Here is an 18,875-nt window from a genome sequence, read left to right as displayed (position 1 = left end):
GGTTTACTCCTTAGGTTCGTTCGCGGACGGGCGAGGTCCCGGCAGATCGGGGTGTTCTGCGAGGTAGGCATCGTATTCCTCGCGGGTAAGCAGGATGCGGTCGCCGTCTTTATCAATGATTTCGTACTTGCCGTCTGCTGCTTGCTCGGCGGATGCAATGACGTCTGTAATTCGTCCTCCGGATGCCTCGGCGAGCGCAGGCAATGAGTTGAACGTTACGCCAGGCAGGGGATACTCGGTGCCGTTTTTTGCAGCGACGCGTGCGGAAGTTCCCTTGAAAGCGATGCCGGCCAGGTCTTCCCAAGGAAGAAAGGTATTTTTGCGAACGAGGTAACGGGTTTTAATTCCTTTGTTATCCACTGTGGTGGAGGAGCAGAGTACCCATGCGAGCCACACAATGGGGATAAGAAGGAGCCAAATGAGATATTTCGGCGCCCACATGATGCCCATGAGTGCGATGCCGGTTGCGAGCACGATGGCGAGGATGTGCTCACGGGTTGGTTTAAACACTTTTTGGGTGGTCGGGGACGTTCCCTGTGTGGCTGTCATACCCCGGCATGCTAGTCATGTTGATGCCGGGGGAAGTAACGGGATGCGCCGGGGTGTCGTCGATACGCGTGATTTCTGTGAATAAAAATGCGTGAGGGGTGGGCTGGCTCACTATTGTCATGTACGTGATCAATCAGCGACTTGTAATTATTGTACCCACGCGGCGCTTGCCGTAGCGGGTTCGTTTTACACGCCGCAGACACAAGCGCCCTCGAGAGCACACCGCTCGCCGGGGGCTTTTATTTTTAGGTAATTCGAACACAAGGAGTGCAACGGTGGCAGGTTCACAACCATCCCCGTCGACGGAGAGCAATGGACCGGAGCGGATGAAAGGCGCGGACGCGGTCGTTCGCAGCCTGGAGGAGCTTGGCACGGAAATTGTGTTCGGCCTTCCGGGTGGCGCGGTGCTTCCGCTTTACGACGCCCTGTATCGGGCAACGAAACTACGCCACGTGTTGGTGCGCCACGAGCAAGGTGCGGGCCATGCAGCAGAGGGATACGCGGTGGCCTCGGGAAGGGTCGGCGTTTGCATTGCTACGTCTGGTCCCGGTGCGACGAACTTGGTAACACCGATCGCGGACGCTTACCTGGACTCGGTGCCGATGGTGGCGATCACGGGCCAGGTTGGCTCGTCGCTTTTGGGTACCGATGCGTTCCAGGAGGCGGACATCCGCGGCATCACGATGCCGATTACAAAGCACAACTTCATGGTGACCGACCCGGAGCAGATCCCGTTCGCGCTTGCGGCGGCGTTTCATATTGCCTCGACCGGCCGTCCAGGCCCAGTGCTCGTGGACATCCCGAAGGATGTGCAGAACGCGGAGATTGAGTTTAAGTGGCCGCCGAAGATCGATTTGGCTGGCTACAAGCCGAACACGAAGCCGCACAACCGTCAGATTGCCCAGGCAGCGAAGCTGATTTCTCAGGCGAAGCGTCCGGTGCTTTACATCGGTGGCGGTGTTGTGAAGGCGAATGCGAACAAGCAGCTGCTCGAGTTTGTTGAGGCGACCGGGATCCCTGTGGCTACGACTTTGATGGCGCTCGGAGCGTTCCCGCAGTCGCACCCGCTGTACCTGGGTATGCCGGGTATGCACGGTTCGGTACCGGCAGTGGGTTCCTTCCAGGAATCCGACTTGCTCATCGCTGTTGGCACGCGTTTCGACGACCGCGTGACCGGCGATACCGATACGTTTGCGCCGCACGCCAAGGTCATTCACGCTGACATCGACCCTGCAGAGGTGGGCAAGATCCGCGCGGTGGACGTTCCAATCGTGGGCGATGCTAAGCGTGTGCTGTCGGAACTGACCGATTACTTTGAGGAATCCGGAAAGGCCAAGGCGCCGTCGATTGAGCCGTGGATTGAGCGTCTGCAGGATCTGAAGCGTCGTTTCCCGCGCGGTTATGACAAGAACGAGGACGGCACGCTCGCTCCGCAGTTTGTGATCGAGACGCTGTCCAAGGCCGCCGGGCCGGACGCAATTTACTGCTCTGGTGTGGGCCAGCACCAGATGTGGTCTGCGCAGTTTGTGGACTTTGAAACGCCGCGCCACTGGATCAACTCTGGTGGTGCTGGCACGATGGGCTTTTCCATTCCGGCTGCGCTCGGTGCGAAGGCAGCGCACCCGGATGCAGAGGTGTGGGCGATCGACGGCGATGGTTGTTTCCAGATGACCAACCAGGAGATCACCACCGCTGCGCTCGAAGGCTTCCCGATCAAGGTTGCGCTGATTAATAACGGCAACCTGGGCATGGTGCGTCAGTGGCAGACGCTGTTCTACGACGGCAATTACTCTCACACGAAGTTGGGTGGGGAAACCTACGTTCCGGACTTTGTGCAGTTGTCGGAGGCGCTCGGCGCGGTTGCGTTCCGGGTGTCGAAGGAAGAAGACGTGCTGCCGACGATCCAACGTGCGCGTGAGATCAACGATCGCCCGGTGGTCATTGAGTTCATCGTGGGCGAGGACGCGCAGGTGTGGCCGATGATCTCTGCGGGCTCGTCGAATAGTGACATTGAGTATGCGCGCGGAATGCGCCCGTTCTTCGATGATGAGGAGTCGGCTGCGGAGTCGCCGCAGGCAATCAGCGAGGCCATCGAGACCGCTGCGGCGGAGCAGGAAGGGAACTAACAATGACACAACCAGATGCAATCACTCGCCACACGCTTTCAGTGCTGGTTGAGGACGTTGACGGAATTATCACCCGTGTTACCGCCCTGTTTACCCGTCGCGGGTACAACCTGGTCTCGCTCGTTTCGGCGAAGACGTCGAAAGAGGGCGTGAACCGGTTGACGGTGGTGGTCGATGCAACGGAGCGTTCTGTCGAGCAGATCGTCAAACAGCTCTACAAGCTGATCCAGGTGCTTAAGGTGCAGCAGCTTGACGACGACACCACGGTCGGCCGCCAGCTGCTGCTGGTCAAGGTCAACGCGGACAATCAAACACGTCCGCAGGTGGTGGACGCTGCCAACCTGTTCCGAGCGCGCGTGATCGATGTTGCGGTGGACTCTGTTGTTATTGAGGCCACCGGTGAGTCACCGAAGTTGAAGGCGTTTTTGGACGTCATGGATACGTTCGGTATCCGCGAGCTTGCCCGATCAGGCACGGTAGCGCTGACGCGTGGCGCTAAAACTTTGGCTCCATTGGACTAAAAACACCCACAAACTGAGGCGGCTGTGTCATAATGTGAAACGCCCGTCTCACAGAATGAAGAAAGAAGCGAGAACTATGGCTATTGAAGTGCTTTACGACCAAGACGCAGACCTGTCCCTGATCCAGGGCAAGAAGGTTGCAATCATCGGCTACGGCTCCCAGGGTCACGCGCACGCTCAGAACCTGCGCGAGTCCGGCGTCGAGGTGGTTGTTGGCCTTCGCGACGGCTCCAAGTCCGCAGAAAAGGCCCGCGAGGCCGGCTTTGATGTGAAGACGAATGCTGAGGCAGCTGCATGGGCTGACGTGATCATGCTGCTCGCCCCGGATACCTCCCAGGCCAAGATCTTCGAAGAGGACATCGAGCCGAACCTGAAGGACGGCGACGCCCTGTTCTTCGGGCATGGTCTGAACATCCATTTCGGCCTGATCAAGCCGGCAGACAACATCACCGTCGGCATGGTTGCCCCGAAGGGTCCGGGCCACCTGGTGCGTCGCACCTTCGCCGACGGCAAGGGTGTGCCTTGCCTGATCGCCGTGGAGCAGGATCCGCAGGGCAACGGCCGTGAGCTTGCGCTGTCCTACGCTGCCGCAATCGGTGGCGCACGCGCTGGCGTTATCCCGACCACCTTCGAGGCCGAGACTGTCACCGACCTGTTCGGTGAGCAGGCAGTGCTCTGTGGTGGCCTCGAGGACCTGATCATGACCGGCTTCGACGTCTTGGTCGAGGCTGGCTACGAGCCGGAGATGGCGTATTTCGAGTGCCTCCACGAGATGAAGCTGATCGTCGACCTGATCTACGAAGGCGGCATTGCCAACATGAACTACTCCGTGTCTGACACGGCAGAGTTTGGCGGTTACCTCTCTGGTTCGCGTGTCATCGACGCCTCGGCGAAGGATCGTATGCGCGACATCCTGAAGGATATCCAGGACGGCACCTTTACCAAGCGCCTCGTCGCCAACGTTGAGGGTGGCAACAAGGAGCTCGAGGGTCTGCGCGACAAGGTTGCACAGCACCCGATTGAGAAGACCGGTGCAGAGCTTCGCGACATGATGAGCTGGGTGAAGAACCCGCTTACCGACACTGCCCGCTAATTCGGCAGGTAAACGTAGCCCTCGGATCAATGTGATTCGAGGGCTTTGTCGTGCTTCTCCCGCACAAGCCCGCACGGCAGAGCAAACCCCGCGCCCGGAGAGTGGGTGCGGGGTAGTCGGATCGCGCCGAATAATTAGTTGGTGGCCGGTGCGTCAGCCGGAGCCTCCTCCTGGGCGCCTTCCGGTGCGATGGAGTCGATGACCTCCTCGACGACGTTTGTCGTCTCGGTCGCGGTAGCGTCGGCCTCGTTGGCGTCAGTGTTGGCGTCCCCAGCGGCGTCCTCGGCCGGTGCGGTTTCGGTAACGGTGCCGTCTTCGACCGTGGTGGTCTCGTTAACAACCTCGGTGGCTGCAGTCGTGGTGGAGGTGTCTACGGTGGCGTCGCCCTCGGTGTCGTCGCCGGTAAACAGGTTCCACAGCAAGGCCAAAAGCAGGAGTGCTGCCAGAATGCCCAGGAGCCACTTCCACCATCCGCCGCCACCGTTATCGTCGTCAGTCACTGCAGTGGAGCCAGCAGCCGGACGCGCCGGTGCGGTGGTCGAAGCCTCAGGGGTAGTGCGCTCGACGCGAACATCCTCGGTCGGGTCGTTCGGGTTTTGATTCGGGTTCGGGGTGGTCATTTGCTAATTCCTTTCGTTATTACTTATCCGCGCCGCTCGGGGCGGATTCATGGTGAACCGCCCGTGACGTGCTCGGATATGCGAACGGTCGCCCACTGTAACAAAGTATGACGATTTGGCTCGGCGGGATTTCGCCACGGGGAGGCGCGAATGATTCGTTTCTCCTCGTGAGCGCTGTGGAAAGCATTCCGGCAGCGATTTTCAATAAATTGTCATTAACGTGTTGGTGTTCCTATGGTTGTCGTTATGCACAACCATTCAGATCACGCTCATCATGATCATGCTCATGGCGCACGTGTTGACGCGCCGACGAAAGCGATCGGCGCTGCACTTGCCGTTACCGCAACGGTCTTTGTTGCGGAGTTGGTCGGAGGTGTGATTTCGGGATCGGTCGCGCTGCTTGCGGATGCGATGCACATGTTGTCGGACGCGGCCGGGCTGATCATTGCGATGGCGGCGGTGCTCGTCGGTAAGCGTGCAGCCACGTCATACGCGACCTACGGCTACCGCCGTGTCGAGGTGCTCGCGGCGATGATTAATGCCGCGACAGTGCTGGCAGTCTCCGTCTGGATTGCAATCGAGGCCTTGCGCAGGCTGCGGGATCCAGCCCCGATTGATACGGGTCCGATGATGATCATCGCCGCGATCGGCCTTGCGGCGAACGCGTTGTCGGCGTGGATTTTGTACTCCCAGCAAAAGGAGTCGATCAACGTACGCGGTGCATACCTCCACGTGTTGGTGGATATGTTCGGGTCTATCGCCGTGCTGGGGGCCGGCGCAATTGTCGCGTTGACCGGCTTTACTGCGGCTGACCCCATTGCGTCGTTGCTGATCGCGGGCCTGATTGTTCCTCGTGCGTGGAAACTCATGGCGGAGTCGGTGGGTGTGATGCTGGAGCGTGTGCCCGAAGGGTTTGACGCCGAGGAAGTCGAGGCTGAGTTACGTGCACTGCCTGGGGTGAGGGATTTGCATGACCTGCACTTGTGGTCGCTTGACGGGGTGTCGGTGATTGCAACGGTTCACATTGTGGCGGCGGAAGGAGAAGACCGCGATCAGTTGCTGGATCGGGTTCAGGCGGAGTTGCACCGGCTGGGTGTGGAGCATGCGACAGTGCAAATTGAGCTGCCAGAGCACATCGAGCACGAGACGGTGTGCTGATTCTGTCCTACGCTAAGGCATATGGGCTTTACTACGCCGAGCTATTCGCTCAAGGATCTATTTTCCCGCGCTGAGCGCGGCGAGCTGCAGCTGCCTGATTTTCAGCGCTCATACCTGTGGGACGTGGATCGGGTGCGCACGTTGGTCACCTCCGTGCTGCGTGGCTACCCGGTCGGTTCTTTCCTCGCGCTCGATACTCGCAACGCGGAGCAGCGTTTTAAACCACGCCCGCTTGAGGGGGTGAATGTTGCTGGAGTGGAACCGGGCCTGTTGCTTCTCGACGGCCAACAGCGCCTCACGTCGCTCTTTCACGCATTTAAGGGTGATGGGGAGGTGAGCACGGTGGACTATCTTGGGCGACCGATTTCCCGGAAGTTCATGGTGGACGTACGAGCGGCGGTGGCACACACGCCGATGCCGGTGGAAGCCGTGTTTGCTGTCGATGGGGAAGGGAATGTCCGATCCCACTTTGGGCCGGACATTCCAGGTGGCATCCGAAATCGCGATGACATGATCGAGCACGCTGTGATGCCGGTTTCGATGTTGCTCTGGAAAGAGGGCAACGATCTCCTCGTCGATATGGCGGCACATGCACAACACGACGAGGTGCGTACTGCCGTGAAGCGGTTTATCAATGCGGTGATGCGTGAGCTGCCTGCGTACGACATTCCGATGATCCGCCTGGACCGCGATACTGCACAAGAGGGAGTGGGGCAGATCTTTGCGTTTGCTAACTCGGCAGGTGTGCAGATGGATGTGTTCGAGCTCCTTACCGCGACATATGCAACCCAAGACCCGACGTTCGACTTGGCTAGCCACTGGGAAGAACTCGCAGCCCAGTTTGATTGCTATGACGTGCTCAAGGGCATCGGCCGTGTGGAATTCCTGCGTGCACTGTCACTGTTGCTGACCAGTCGGCAGGGGCCTGCTTTGGGCCACCGTGGTGACATCCTCAACATCACGATCGAGGATTACCGTGCACATGCCGATGAGATGGCCCGCGGGTTCGTTGCGGTCGCCCAGTTCCTGCAGGAGCGACGTATCGTCGCTGCGGATCAAGTCCCTTACCCTGCGCAACTCATCCCGCTCGCGGTTATGCTTGCGCGCCTGGCCGAACGTCCCGAACTTGCAGGAAAGAAGGAAGTCGGTGACAGGCTCAACCGTTGGTTCTGGTGCGGCGTGTTCGGTGAGCTTTATGCCGCGCACGCGCCGACAATCCGCATCGGCGTAGACGTCTCTGAAGTCATCCCGTGGGTCTGCGGAGAGACCGACGCCGAGCCACGTACGGTCGCCGATGCACGTTTCCACGAATCCCGTCTCTATACCGCAACCGCGGACAGTGGGATCTACCGTGGGCTGTATTCGTTACTGATGGCACGCGGCGCGCGTGACTGGCGCACTGGAGAGCACTTCGACAAATCCACAGTGGCCGAACTGAAACCTCGCTTCGGCCAGATCTTCCCGTGGGAGTACCTGCGCGAATTCGGTGTCGACGAGCAGCTGGCCGACAGCGTGCTCAACCGCACGCCGATGGGCCGTCGTACCGAGGTCGTCATTGAGCAAAACGAGCCGAAACGCTACCTGCCCAGGCTGCAGTCCAAGTCGCTGCTTGACGACGATGACTTTGACGCCCTGCTCGAAAGCCACGAAGTCGACCCAGAAGCACTGCTGACATCTAACTGGGAGCGATTTATCGCTGACCGTCGTGAACGGTTCATCGGCATGATTGAATACGCGATGGACCGCAACGTTCTCAGCGACGAAGGATTGTGCGACGACGCAGAATAGGAACAGCACAGGGGAGAGACACGAAGGAGGACCGGTGAAGCATTCCGGGTACGCATCGCTTGCCGTGCTATCGGCGGGCGTACTGCTCGCCGCATGCACTCCGGATGTCCAACTTGGCCCTTACGATCGCGCCCGTAGCGTCAACGTCGCAGGGCATGTCTCCAAAACGTTTGAGCCTCACCCGGTGGTGCTCGACGACCCACTTGGCATGGAAACCGCGAAGTTGTTCTTCCCGCGCTCCGAAACGCTCGTGCTTTCCGACGACACCCCGGAGGCGCAACTTCGCGCAGCCTCCATCGCAGTGACCGCACATGCCCCGATGATGGTCTACGACGGAGCACGCCACGCCGAATACGTCTCCATGATCGCCGACATGCACACGGTGACCGTCTTAACTGTCGGTGATGTCGCTATGGCTCCCGCATCTGGTGCAGTACGTATCCGACGCGACCCCGGCGGGATGCGCGCGCTCGGCGAGATGACTTCGCTGCGCTTCGTTGAACGCACTATCGATGACCCTGCTGACAGTGCCCGCGCAGTCGCCGAACTCAACGGTAACGATCCCACTTGGCTACGTGCTACCTGGGCAGATCCCGTGGCTAAACCCGGCGCCCAAGCGCAACCGTTTCCCGTCCAATCGCGCCGGGATGCGCATATGTCGCCGAAGGTGGTGGCCACGTGGCAGTCGTCGATACCCGCGATTGCGAATGCGAGGAGTTACGGTGCCGCGGTGGAGATCGTGCCGCTGCCGGATCCGCGGAAAGCGGAAGCGACGTTGTTCGCCATGGCGGGGCTTTCTGATAAGTCGCTTATTGCGCTGGGGGCGCAATTCGGCTCGAGTGAGGAGTTGGCGTTTCGTATCCGTCAGTCGGAGCGGAATCGTTAAACCCAAGCGCTAAGGAGTGCTAATGTGGGCGCCAGAATCTACACAGTGAGAAAGGTGTCCCAGAATATGAAAATCGCGGTGATTGCTGGCGACGGTATCGGCCAAGAAGTTATGGCGGAGGGGCTCAAGGTCCTCAATGCTGTGCGCGATGACGTCGAGACCACCGAATATGACCTCGGAGCGCGCCGCTACCTGCGCAACGGCGAGCTGCTGACGGACGAGGACTTGGAAAGCCTCGCCGAACACGATGCGATTCTGCTCGGCGCGATCGGCGACCCGGCGCGCGTGCCTGCGGGTGTGCTCGAGCGCGGCCTGCTGCTGCCGCTGCGTTTCAAGTTGGACCATTACGTTAATCTGCGGCCGTCGAAGCTCTACCCATCGTCGACGAGCCCGCTCGCAAACCCTGGTGAGATCGACTTTGTTGTGGTCCGTGAAGGTACCGAGGGGCTCTATGCTGGTAACGGCGGTACCTTGCGTCAGGGCACCCCGCACGAAGTTGCTTCCGAGGTTTCTCAGAACACGTATTTCGGCGCTGAGCGTGTTGCTCGGTACGCGTTTGAGTTGGCAATGACGCGCCGCAAGAAGGTCACGCTCGTGCACAAGACCAACGTGCTGGTCAACGCAGGTGGCTTGTGGCAGCGCGTGGTCGACGAGTTGTCGCAGGAGTTCCCGGAGGTCGAGGTGGACTACAACCACATCGATGCTGCAACGATTTACATGGTGCAGGACCCGTCGCGCTACGACGTGATTGTCACCGACAACCTTTTCGGCGACATCCTGACTGACCTGGCAGGTGCGGTTGCGGGCGGTGTGGGGCTGGCGTGCTCCGGCAACATCAATGCTGCTCGTGAGTTCCCATCCATGTTCGAACCGGTGCACGGCTCTGCACCGGATATCGCGGGCCAGGGGATTGCTGATCCCACGGCAATGATTCTGTCTGTGGCGATGATGCTGCGCTTCCTTGGCGACGACACCAACGCCGCCCGCATCGAAGAAGCAGTCGAGCGCGACGTGACCCAACGTGGAGACACGCCGGTGCGTACCACCGAGGTAGGTGAGCGCATCGTCGACGCCGTCGCGTAGGGTCGAGCGCATGGTTTCTTCCCGGAAGATCACACGTGCGTCCCTTGCCATTTTCTGTGCTTCTGCGCTTGCCCTGACTGGCTGCGGCGCAGGCGACGGAGGACTCGGTGGGGGCTCTCAGTCCGATGCTGGCGCCAAGAACGCCCTTGCCACCGATGGTGACGAGGTGGTTCAGGACGCCGACGGCACGGGTGTGGAAGTCTCGCAGCGCTTCTTCGAGTCGTCGGACACGGTGGTGGTCTCCGCGAAGGATCGCGATCAGCAGCTTCGGGCTGCCGCGATTGCAGTGGAACTAGGTGCGCCGCTTCTGGTGCGCCTCGATGGCACCGACGCCGCGATTGATGCTGAGGTTGAACGCCTTGGCGCGTCCCGGGTAATTGAGGTTCCGGGCGATGACGACGCGGTAGCAGCGACTGAACCGGTCGTAGCCGAGCGTGCCGAAGAAGATGTGGCGGCGATTGCGGCACTCGAGGCAAAGAACCCGCGTGGCTTGCAGATGCCGCCAGTGTTTGCCACGGCGGTCTCCTCGCGTGCGTCGGTGGCCACAGCTCGCGCAGCAGGTGCGGATGTGCAGGTGTTGGCGGCTGCGGACCCGCGGGCGTCGTCGCAAAGCATGCGCGATGTTATGGAACAGGACGTGCTCGCGCTTGGCCGCCAGTGGGGCTCGAACGAGAACTTCCGTGCGCGTGCAGTACTCGCCGCCAATGGTGAACTGCCTGGTGGCGGCGGACTGGTGTTCCCAGGCCGGCGCATGATTGCGCTCTACGGCCATCCGTACGGCCCAGAGCTCGGAGTGATGGGGGAGCAGGACCCTGCCGCAGCAGTTGAACTGGCGAAGCAATACGCCTCCTGGTACGAGCCGCTGGAGGATCAGCCGATCATTCCTGCCTTCGAGGTCATTGCGTCGGTGGCATCGGAATTCCCGGGCGATGACGGTAACTACTCCAACGAGACGCCGATGGAAGATATCGCCCCGTATGTGGATGCCATCGTGGACGCAGGTGGTTACGCCGTAATCGACCTGCAGCCGGGCCAAGGCAACTTCTTGGAGCAGGCGAAGATCTACGAGGAGCTGCTCAAGCAGCCGAACGTTGGCTTGGCACTTGATGCGGAATGGAAGCTAAACCCTGGTGAGCAGCCGCTTTCGCGTATCGGTAGCGCAACCGCAGCCGAAATCAATGAGGTCGCCGACTGGCTTGCAGCGCTTGTCCGCGACAACAACCTGCCACAGAAGGCATTGATTCTGCACCAGTTCCAGGTTGGAATGTACCCGGACCGCGAAAACATTGTCACCGGGCAGCCGGAACTGGCATGGATCCTTCACGCGGACGGTCATGGGCTGCCGGAGCAGAAGTTCGACACGTGGAACATCCTGCGTCAGGGGTTGGACCCGAATTACTTCATGGCGTGGAAGAACTTTATCGACGAGGATTCTCCCATGTTTACTCCGGAGCAGACCTATGCCGACGTGAATCCTCGCCCGTGGTTTGTGAGCTACCAGTAGTTTTCCAAAAATTCGCCGTGTGGGGGTCGTGCTCACGCTAGGCTTCGGGCATGAGCGTGGAATTGGACGAGGTCTACGGCTTCCTGGCCCAGCACGAGCCGTTTTCAAGCCTCCCTGAAGAGAAGATCCGGGCCCTGCCCGCACAGATGGGGATCACCTATGTGCGCCGCGGTCAAGTCGTTGTGGATCTCGGCCAGCCCAACGACACGCTGTACATCATTCGCTCGGGTGCGATTGACATCGTCAGCGATGACAACTTGCTGCTGGACCGTCGCGATACAGGCCTGAACTTCGGCTACTCCACGCTGGTAGGTCCGCGGGAATCGCAGTATGTGATGGAAGCGGTGGAAGACAGCGTGTTGCTCATGCTGCCGCGCGAGGTGTTCACAGGCCTGCTTGATGCGCATCCTGAGCTGCACAGGTTCTTTGAGTCGGCGTCTCGTCGTCTCAAAGTAGCAGCGGAGGAGGTGCGTGATGGGGGGACGGCGAGTGTGCTGCGTACGCCCATTGCGCATATTGTCGACGGCCGCCCTGCCGTCACCTGTGACGCAACTGCATCAATCGCGCACGCTGCCGGTGTGATGAACGAGCACGATGCGAGTTGCCTCGTCGTCGTCGGAGGTGAGCAGATCGGCATCCTCACAGACAAGGACATGCGTTCTCGCGTTGTCGCAGCGCAAGTGGACCCGTCACGGCCTATTGCACATGTGATGTCCTCACCAGTGCGCACCATCCCGGAAACAGCGTTGGTGTTCGAGGCGATGCTCGCGATGAGCGAGTTGGGGATCCACCACCTGCCGGTTGAAGGCGCCGGAGGTGTGTGCGGTGTGCTGACCTCATTCGACATCATGCGCCTGCTGCAAGCAGACCCGATCTACTTGGCAGCAGATGTGCAGCAGAGTACGTATGAGGAACTTGAGGGAGCCTATGACGCGGCGGCAAACGTGGCTGTGCGGTTCTTTGAGCGAGGCGCGTCCGCTGCTGAGACACAGCGCCTGCTGACATCGATTGCGGATTCCATCGCTCGCCGCCTGGGAGAGCTAGCGGAGGAGCAGCTGGGGCCAGCACCGGTGCCGTACGCCTTTGTCGCGGTAGGCAGTCAGGCTCGCGCGGAGATGGGGCCAGCCTCCGACCAAGACAACGCGTTGGTCCTCGCGGACAGTTACGACGAAGAACCCCATGGGGAGTACTTCGCCGCGCTGACACAGTTTGTCTGCGAGGGTCTCGCGCATGCCGGTCAGGCGTTATGCCCGGGGGAGATGATGGCGTCGAACCCAAAGTGGCGCATGACGCAGTCGCAGTGGTCGCGCATGTTCCACACTTGGGTCACTGCACCTGATCCGAACGCGTTGCTGCACGCGCAGGTATTTTTCGATTTCCGCGCGATCTTCGGCTCAGGCGAGGGGTGGCGCTCGCTGGCTGATGAGGTGCATGAGGCGGCGTTGTCGTCGGCGCGCGGGTCGCGCCGTCTACATACACACTTGGCAGCTCTGGCTACGTTCCGAGAGCCTCCAGTGGGCTTTTTCCGTGGCTTCGTGCTTGAGCGCGACGGCGAGTATGCGAACACGCTAGACATCAAACGCGGTGGTACTGCCGCTGTGGTGCAGATGGCTCGGTTGTACTCCATCGTGGCCGGTGTCAGTGCGGTGGATACGCCTACACGCCTGCGTGCCTCTGCCGGCGAGGCGGTATCGACGAAGGGAGCGTCGGATCTGGCAGACGCTTACGAGTACCTTTCGGACCTTGTCATGAAACACCAGTCGCAGCAGGTGCGCGCCGGGGAGGAGCCGAACTACCGCATTGATCCGAAGCAGTTGCAATCCCTGGATCGGGCCGCGTTGCGCGATGCGTTCGGTGTGATCAAGTCGCTGCAGAACGCGCTGGCATCGAAGTACCCGACGCGGGCGGTGTGAGATGTTCTTTCGACCGAAAGCGCGGGTGCTTAACGACGACGCCCTGCTGGCCGTCGACGTCGAAACCACCGGACTCAAGCCGGAGAAGCATGAGATGGTCTCCATCGGTTGGGTTCCCGTCGACGGCCGTGTGATCGATCTATCACAGGCACAGTACTTCGTTCTCGCAGGTGCCCAAGTTGGCGATACTGTGACGCTTCACGGGGTGACTGACGATGATATTGCGAACAAAGGCGTCGTCGCTGCCGAAGTACTCGACGCGTTTGATCGTGCCCTTGAAGGACGCAAGTTGTTGGCCCATTTTGCGCAGATGGAGCTAGGTTTCGTCGCAAAGCTGCAAAAAGATGTCAAGGGCAAGCGATGGGGCCTGCGCGAGAGCGAGGTAGTGGATACCTTCGCGATGGAGCGGCGACACATGGAGCGCATGGGTACGTATCCGCGCGGCGAGGACCTCAGGCTTGCGCGCGTGCGACAGCGCTACAATTTGCCCGACTACGCGAACCACAACGCGCTTACCGACGCGATCGCGTGCGCGGAGTTGTACCTGGCGCTGAGCGCGCAGTAGACGTCAGTGAATCCCAAATGCGCCACAATGACAGTGGGGTTGTATGCTCGATCACATGCGTTTTGGACGAATTGCAACACCTGAAGGAATGACGTTCGCCGTTATCGACGATGCGGGAACGACCGCAAAGGCGATCAAGGGCACGCCGTTTAGTGCGCCGGAGTACACCGGCAAAGAATACGACCTTGACCAGGTGAGGTTGCTTGCACCGACGCTACCGTCGAAGATCGTCGCTGTGGGACGCAACTACGCGGACCACGTAGCTGAGGTGTTCAAGCAATCCGCCGAGCACCTGCCGCCGACAATCTTTATCAAGCCGTCGACCGCCGTGATTGGCCCTGGTGCCGCTATTAAGATCCCGGAGTTCGCCACAGGCGTCGAGTTTGAGGGCGAGCTGGCGCTCGTCGTTGGCGTTCCATGCAAAAACGTCAAGGCTGAGGACTGGAAGTCTGTGATCCGTGGCGTGACCATCATCAACGATGTCTCCTCGCGTGACCTCCAGTTCGCGGACGGTCAGTGGGCGCGCGCCAAGGGCATGGACACCTTCGGTCCGCTCGGTCCTTGGATTGAGACGGACCTGGATAAGTTCGACTTTGCCAACCTGCCGATCAAGGCGCACCACACCCACGACGGTAAAACGGAGACCAAGCAGGACTCCAACTCGAACCAGATGATCAAGTCGGTTGGAGAGATGGTGGAGTGGGTCTCCCAGTCCTTTACTCTGCTGCCGGGCGATGTCATTGCAACCGGTTCGCCGGCGGGTACCGCAGAGATGGTTCCGGGCGACTACATCGAGGTTGAGATCCCAGGTATCGGCAAACTGGGCAACCCCGTCGAGCGCGCCTAGAACGCAGGCTCGCTTTTGGGCCGTGTTTACAGGCCCAGCGCGCGCATGATCGTGCGCAGTTTGGCTGAAGTCTCGTCGAGTTCGGCCTGTGGGTCGGAGTCTGCGGTGAGCCCGCCACCGGCCCAGGCGCGGGCGTGTGTGCCGTCGCCGTTGACCTCCGCACAACGGATGGCAACCATGTATTCGCCATCACCTGCGGCATCGGTATATCCGACCGCGCCGGCGTAGAAACCGCGATCCGATTCGGCGGTGGTAATCAGGGCTTCTGCGGCGGCGGGTGGGGTGCCGCACACAGCAGGGGTGGGGTAGAGACGCATTGCCAGATCCAGCGCTGTTGGTGCCGGTTCCTTCAACGTGCCGCTAATCGGTGTGGCAAGGTGCCACATCTCGCTGGTCTTTTCTAGGATTGGGCGCTCTGAAATCTGCAGGTCAGAGCAAAGTGGCTCGAGGACCTCGCGGATGTGCTCGACAACGAAGCGGTGTTCGTCGAAATCCTTTTGCGACGACGCCAGTGCCTCCGCTGCGGCGCGGTCCGCCGCCGGATCGTGCGGTACACGTGCTGCCGAACCTGCAAGGGGATAGGAGGTCACCTTGTTGCCACGGCGGCGCACCAGGACTTCGGGGGAGGAGCCGACTAGGAAATGTCCCGTGCGGCCAGATGGGGTGAGGTCCGCGATGAAACCGTCGTGCGTGTAGGACAGATCGATCAGCCTGGCCGCGACGAGGCGTGGATCAACGGGCGGGTCGAAGGCGATGTCTACCGCACGGGCAAGCACAACCTTGTCCAACAGGGAGTTGCGGATAGTACCCACTGCGGCCTCAACGCGTCGAAGATGTTCCTCGGGGGAAGGGTCGACGTCGATAAGCGTTGCGTGAAGGCGAGAACCTGCGCCAATCCGGTAATACGGGTGCGGCTCTAGCGGGCCTGGCTCCCGAATGATGTGCTCTGGCACAGTGAGCGCCGCTGGGCAGTCCTGGTCAAAGGGGAGCGCACCTACAACCATTTCCACCTCGCCGCGCTCTAGCGCGTTGTTCGCTTCCCAGGCGTCGCTAAACGTGCGGGTGGCGCCTTGAGTGCGGACCGATCCTTCTGCGCGCGAAAGGAGAAAATCGGGCGCAGTGTCGGGGCGGCCGGATGGAGGGCCGGCAAGCGGGTTGACGGACATGGGGAAACACTCTAACTGGCTACGCTCGAAGACGCCTCGTCGGATCAGTTGCTTCGGATATACCCCAGGTTTATTGTTGCCTGTGTGAAAAATGGTAACAATGTGGCAGTTGGTGCGAAACGGGTTGGGCGGATCCGTAAAGCACTGGCAGGAAGCGTGGCAACGCTCATGATCGCCGCTGGGGTGGTCACTCCTGTCCCTGCACAGGCGCAAGACTTGTCTTCGCAGGCGAATCAGGCAGTTACAAACGCGGTCAACCAGGCAAATGCTGAGTGGAACAAGTTTGTCCAGATGGCCAACGACTCCCTGCCGCAAGGCTCATCGTTGCCGATCAACCCAGTTCCCGCCCCGCAAATTCCCGCGCCGAATCTCCCCGGTGCGTGGGCGCCCCAAGCGCCGGCGCCGGTGGCGAACGGGGCCAACGGCGAGGTCCGTGTAGCGGGACGAAGCTACCTCGTCTGGGTGCCGCGAGGGTACAACCCTGCACGTCCCACCCCGGTGATGGTGGGGTACTCCGCATATCAGGATTCCACGGAGAATTTTCGTAACTATTCACGCCTGCGTGAATCATCTGTCGGCCGCGACGCGATCATCGTTTACCCGCGCGCGATCGGAGCATCGTGGGAGGGATCCGCAACCGCAGCGACACGTCCAGGCCAAGACATCGCCTTTGTCCGCGCAATGATCAACGACGTCCAGCGCTACTACAACATCGATCGACGCCGGATCTACGCCACCGGCATGTCCACCGGTGGCGGCATGGCCGCAGTCTCCGCCTGCCACATGGCGGACTTGTTTGCTGGCGTTGCTGGCGTGTCCGGCGCGTACTACGCCCCGGTGAACCGTGGCTGCCAGAACCTGCCGGTCGCGTTCATGGCCATTCACGGCACCAACGACACACTCACCCCGTACCACGGCACTACTCGACGAGGTCAGCAAGTGCTGCCGGTGCCGGAGCTGTTTAAATCCTACGAGCGCCGCAACGGGTGCTTCGGGGGAGTCGATTCGCGCCCGGCAGGCAACAATGCGACTCGGGTGTCGTCGCGAAACTGCCGCAAGGGTGTGGAAGTGATCAAGGTGCATGGCTCGAACCACTTCTGGTGGTACTCGCCGTCTGCAGCAGACGAAATGTGGCGCTTCCTCATGCGCAACCCGAAGTAACGCGATATGTTGCTGGATCCTGGGCGGTGAGCGCCGGGGGTGGTTGGGCGTCGACAAGCGCAATGCATATGGCGCGCTACGATTGCCCCATGACTGAAAACCCCAATATGCGCGTTCGCTTCTGCCCGTCGCCGACCGGAACCCCACACGTGGGCATGGTCCGCACCGCCCTGTTCAACTGGGCGCAAGCCAAGCACTCCGGAGGCAAGTTCGTGTTCCGTATCGAGGACACGGATGCCGCCCGTGACTCCGAGGAGAGCTACCAGGCGATTATTGAGTCGCTCGAGTGGCTCGGCCTTGGCTGGGATGAAGGTATCAACGTCGGTGGCCCGCACGAGCCGTACCGTCAGTCGCAGCGCTCTGACATCTACGCCGATGTGCTGAACAAGCTCATCGAGGCCGGCGAGGTCTACCCGGCGTACTCCACCAACGAAGAGGTCCAGGAGCGTCACAAGGCCGCAGGCCGCGACCCGCAGCTGGGCTACGACAACTTTGACCGTGACCTCACTCAGGAACAGATCGATGCTTTTGAGGCCGAAGGCCGCAAGCCGGTCTGGCGCCTTCGCATGCCGGACCAGGATTGGACCTGGAACGACCTTGTGCGCGGTGAGGTCACCTTCAAGTCCGAAACCCAGCCAGACTACGTTGTCGCCCGCTCTAACGGTGCGCCGCTGTACACGCTGGTCAATCCTGTTGACGACGCGCTCATGGGTATTACCCACGTCCTGCGCGGTGAGGACCTGCTGTCCTCCACGCCACGTCAGCTCGCGCTTTACGAGGCGCTGAAGCGTATCGGTATTACGGATTTCACCCCCGAGTTCGGCCACCTGCCGTTCGTGATGGGCCAGGGCAACAAGAAGCTTTCCAAGCGTGACCCGGAATCCAACCTGTTTAACCACCGCGACAACGGCATCATCCCGGAGGGCATGATCAACTACCTCGCGCTGCTGGGCTGGTCGCTTTCTGCGGATCAGGACATCTTCTCTGTCGACGAGTTTGTCAAGGCCTTCGACGTCTCGGACGTGCTGGGTAACCCGGCCCGCTTCGACCAGAAGAAGCTTGAAGCAATCAACGCCGACCACATTCGCCTGCTTGAGCCGGAAGACTTCCGAAACCGCCTGCGCGAGTACTTCACCGAGTACACCGACTTCCCAGCGGATTACCCGGAAGACAAGTTCACCATTGCGGCGGATCTCGTGCAGACCCGTATCAAGGTGCTCTCCGATGCGTACGACCTGCTGAAGTTCCTTGTCATCGCGGACGATGACTTGGTGCTGGACGAGAAGAGTGCAAAGAAGAACCTCAAAGACACCGCCGTCGAGCCTTTGGATGCCGGTATTGCAGCGCTTGAGGCGATCGGTGAGGGGGAGTGGACCACCGAGAACATCGAAGCAGCGCTGAACAAGGCGCTGATCGAGGACCTCGAGCTCAAGCCGCGTGTCGCATTCGGCGCCCTGCGCGTGGGCACCACTGGTGCCGCGGTGTCCCCGCCGCTGTTCGAGTCCATGGACCTGCTTGGCCGTGAGTCCACGCTGAAGCGTCTCAAAGCTGCCCGCGCCGTTACGCCGTACCAGGCTGCAGAGTAGGAGCGCTACGGAGTAGGAACTACAACGCTGTTGTTTTCGTACGTTTAGGCCACCGCGTTTCTATGCGGTGGCCTGCGGATTTGGTACACATAGCGATTCATGGTTATAGTACTCCATGTTGTTCAGGCAGACAGCGCGGAACGGAAACGGAAAGCGCAGGTCAGGACTGAAAAACAATGGCCTATGGTGTAATTGGCAACACTACGGTTTCTGGTACCGTCATTCTAGGTTCGAGTCCTGGTAGGCCAGCTGCAGAGCAATTACGTTCTGTGTCCTAATGCCCCGTTCGTCTAGCGGCCTAGGACGTCG

The 18,875-nt window shown here is 60.5% G+C and carries 16 protein-coding genes and 2 tRNA genes (1 of these 18 running past the window's edge); 15 read left to right on the top strand and 3 right to left on the bottom strand.

Annotated features, from left to right (window positions below):
• Nucleotides 1-3: 3 nt before the first annotated feature.
• A complete protein-coding gene (locus tag HMPREF3171_RS08285; protein ID WP_070422978.1) occupies nt 4-549 on the bottom strand; it encodes a PH domain-containing protein in 546 nt (181 codons plus the stop codon).
• A 326-nt stretch (nt 550-875) separates the two neighbouring features.
• Here HMPREF3171_RS08285 and HMPREF3171_RS08280 point away from each other — a divergent pair, with 326 nt between their 5' ends.
• The 3 genes from HMPREF3171_RS08280 to ilvC are packed head-to-tail and all read left to right on the top strand — an operon-like array spanning nt 876 to nt 4,289.
• Nucleotides 876-2,675 carry an acetolactate synthase large subunit gene (locus HMPREF3171_RS08280; RefSeq protein ID WP_070484259.1) on the top strand — a complete coding sequence of 600 codons (1,800 nt, stop codon included), beginning with the start codon at nt 876-878 and terminating at the stop codon, nt 2,673-2,675.
• Nucleotides 2,676-2,677: 2 nt separating this feature from the next.
• Nucleotides 2,678-3,196, top strand: a complete 519-nt coding sequence (gene ilvN, locus HMPREF3171_RS08275) for an acetolactate synthase small subunit (RefSeq protein WP_070422976.1) — start codon at nt 2,678-2,680, stop codon at nt 3,194-3,196.
• Between the two features lie 55 nt (nt 3,197-3,251).
• Nucleotides 3,252-4,289, top strand: coding sequence for a ketol-acid reductoisomerase (gene ilvC / locus HMPREF3171_RS08270; protein WP_083292028.1), 1,038 nt, complete (start codon nt 3,252-3,254; stop codon nt 4,287-4,289).
• 134 nt (nt 4,290-4,423) lie between these two features.
• On the opposite strand, the gene HMPREF3171_RS11915 is transcribed toward ilvC, so the two are convergent.
• Complete coding sequence (locus HMPREF3171_RS11915; protein WP_070484248.1) at nt 4,424-4,909, bottom strand: hypothetical protein; 486 nt, start codon at nt 4,907-4,909, stop codon at nt 4,424-4,426.
• Nucleotides 4,910-5,155: 246 nt separating this feature from the next.
• Between HMPREF3171_RS11915 and HMPREF3171_RS08260 the strand changes: the two genes are divergently transcribed.
• The 8 genes from HMPREF3171_RS08260 to HMPREF3171_RS08225 all read left to right on the top strand — a co-directional run bounded on the left by HMPREF3171_RS08260 (nt 5,156) and on the right by HMPREF3171_RS08225 (nt 14,653).
• Entirely contained in the window at nt 5,156-6,067 is a 912-nt protein-coding gene (locus HMPREF3171_RS08260) for a cation diffusion facilitator family transporter (RefSeq protein ID WP_070423026.1), read from the top strand.
• Nucleotides 6,068-6,088: 21 nt separating this feature from the next.
• Complete coding sequence (locus HMPREF3171_RS08255) at nt 6,089-7,855, top strand: DUF262 domain-containing protein (protein ID WP_070484244.1); 1,767 nt, start codon at nt 6,089-6,091, stop codon at nt 7,853-7,855.
• Nucleotides 7,856-7,889: 34 nt separating this feature from the next.
• On the top strand, nt 7,890-8,741 hold the full coding sequence (locus HMPREF3171_RS08250) for a hypothetical protein (protein ID WP_070484242.1): 852 nt from the start codon (nt 7,890-7,892) through the stop codon (nt 8,739-8,741).
• 66 nt (nt 8,742-8,807) lie between these two features.
• Nucleotides 8,808-9,824, top strand: coding sequence for a 3-isopropylmalate dehydrogenase (locus tag HMPREF3171_RS08245; protein WP_070484238.1), 1,017 nt, complete (start codon nt 8,808-8,810; stop codon nt 9,822-9,824).
• 10 nt (nt 9,825-9,834) lie between these two features.
• The gene (locus HMPREF3171_RS08240; RefSeq protein ID WP_070484236.1) at nt 9,835-11,328 is read left to right on the top strand and encodes a cell wall-binding repeat 2 family protein; all 1,494 of its coding nucleotides are present in this window, start codon (nt 9,835-9,837) and stop codon (nt 11,326-11,328) included.
• Between the two features lie 50 nt (nt 11,329-11,378).
• The gene (locus tag HMPREF3171_RS08235) at nt 11,379-13,241 is read left to right on the top strand and encodes a DUF294 nucleotidyltransferase-like domain-containing protein (RefSeq protein WP_070484233.1); all 1,863 of its coding nucleotides are present in this window, start codon (nt 11,379-11,381) and stop codon (nt 13,239-13,241) included.
• 1 nt (nt 13,242) lies between these two features.
• Nucleotides 13,243-13,806 (top strand): exonuclease domain-containing protein, encoded by a 564-nt coding sequence (locus HMPREF3171_RS08230; RefSeq protein WP_070484230.1) that lies wholly within the window; start codon nt 13,243-13,245, stop codon nt 13,804-13,806.
• Nucleotides 13,807-13,861: 55 nt separating this feature from the next.
• Entirely contained in the window at nt 13,862-14,653 is a 792-nt protein-coding gene (locus tag HMPREF3171_RS08225) for a fumarylacetoacetate hydrolase family protein (RefSeq protein WP_083279509.1), read from the top strand.
• A gap of 26 nt (nt 14,654-14,679) precedes the next feature.
• On the opposite strand, the gene HMPREF3171_RS08220 is transcribed toward HMPREF3171_RS08225, so the two are convergent.
• Complete coding sequence (locus HMPREF3171_RS08220; RefSeq protein WP_070484227.1) at nt 14,680-15,819, bottom strand: isochorismate synthase; 1,140 nt, start codon at nt 15,817-15,819, stop codon at nt 14,680-14,682.
• A gap of 156 nt (nt 15,820-15,975) precedes the next feature.
• On the opposite strand from HMPREF3171_RS08220, the gene HMPREF3171_RS08215 reads away from it, so the two are divergent.
• From HMPREF3171_RS08215 to HMPREF3171_RS08200, 4 genes are all read left to right on the top strand, one after another.
• Entirely contained in the window at nt 15,976-16,980 is a 1,005-nt protein-coding gene (locus tag HMPREF3171_RS08215; protein ID WP_083308071.1) for a CE1 family esterase, read from the top strand.
• Between the two features lie 89 nt (nt 16,981-17,069).
• Complete coding sequence (gltX, locus tag HMPREF3171_RS08210; RefSeq protein WP_070484224.1) at nt 17,070-18,566, top strand: glutamate--tRNA ligase; 1,497 nt, start codon at nt 17,070-17,072, stop codon at nt 18,564-18,566.
• Nucleotides 18,567-18,743: 177 nt separating this feature from the next.
• Nucleotides 18,744-18,815, top strand: a tRNA-Gln gene (locus HMPREF3171_RS08205).
• A gap of 30 nt (nt 18,816-18,845) precedes the next feature.
• A tRNA-OTHER gene (locus tag HMPREF3171_RS08200) sits at nt 18,846-18,875 on the top strand; it runs 46 nt beyond the window's last position.

It is taken from the genome of Corynebacterium sp. HMSC08F01 (assembly GCF_001807545.1).
Classification (GTDB): Bacteria; Actinomycetota; Actinomycetes; order Mycobacteriales; family Mycobacteriaceae; genus Corynebacterium; species Corynebacterium coyleae.
This window is presented reverse-complemented; position numbering and strand designations above follow the sequence as displayed.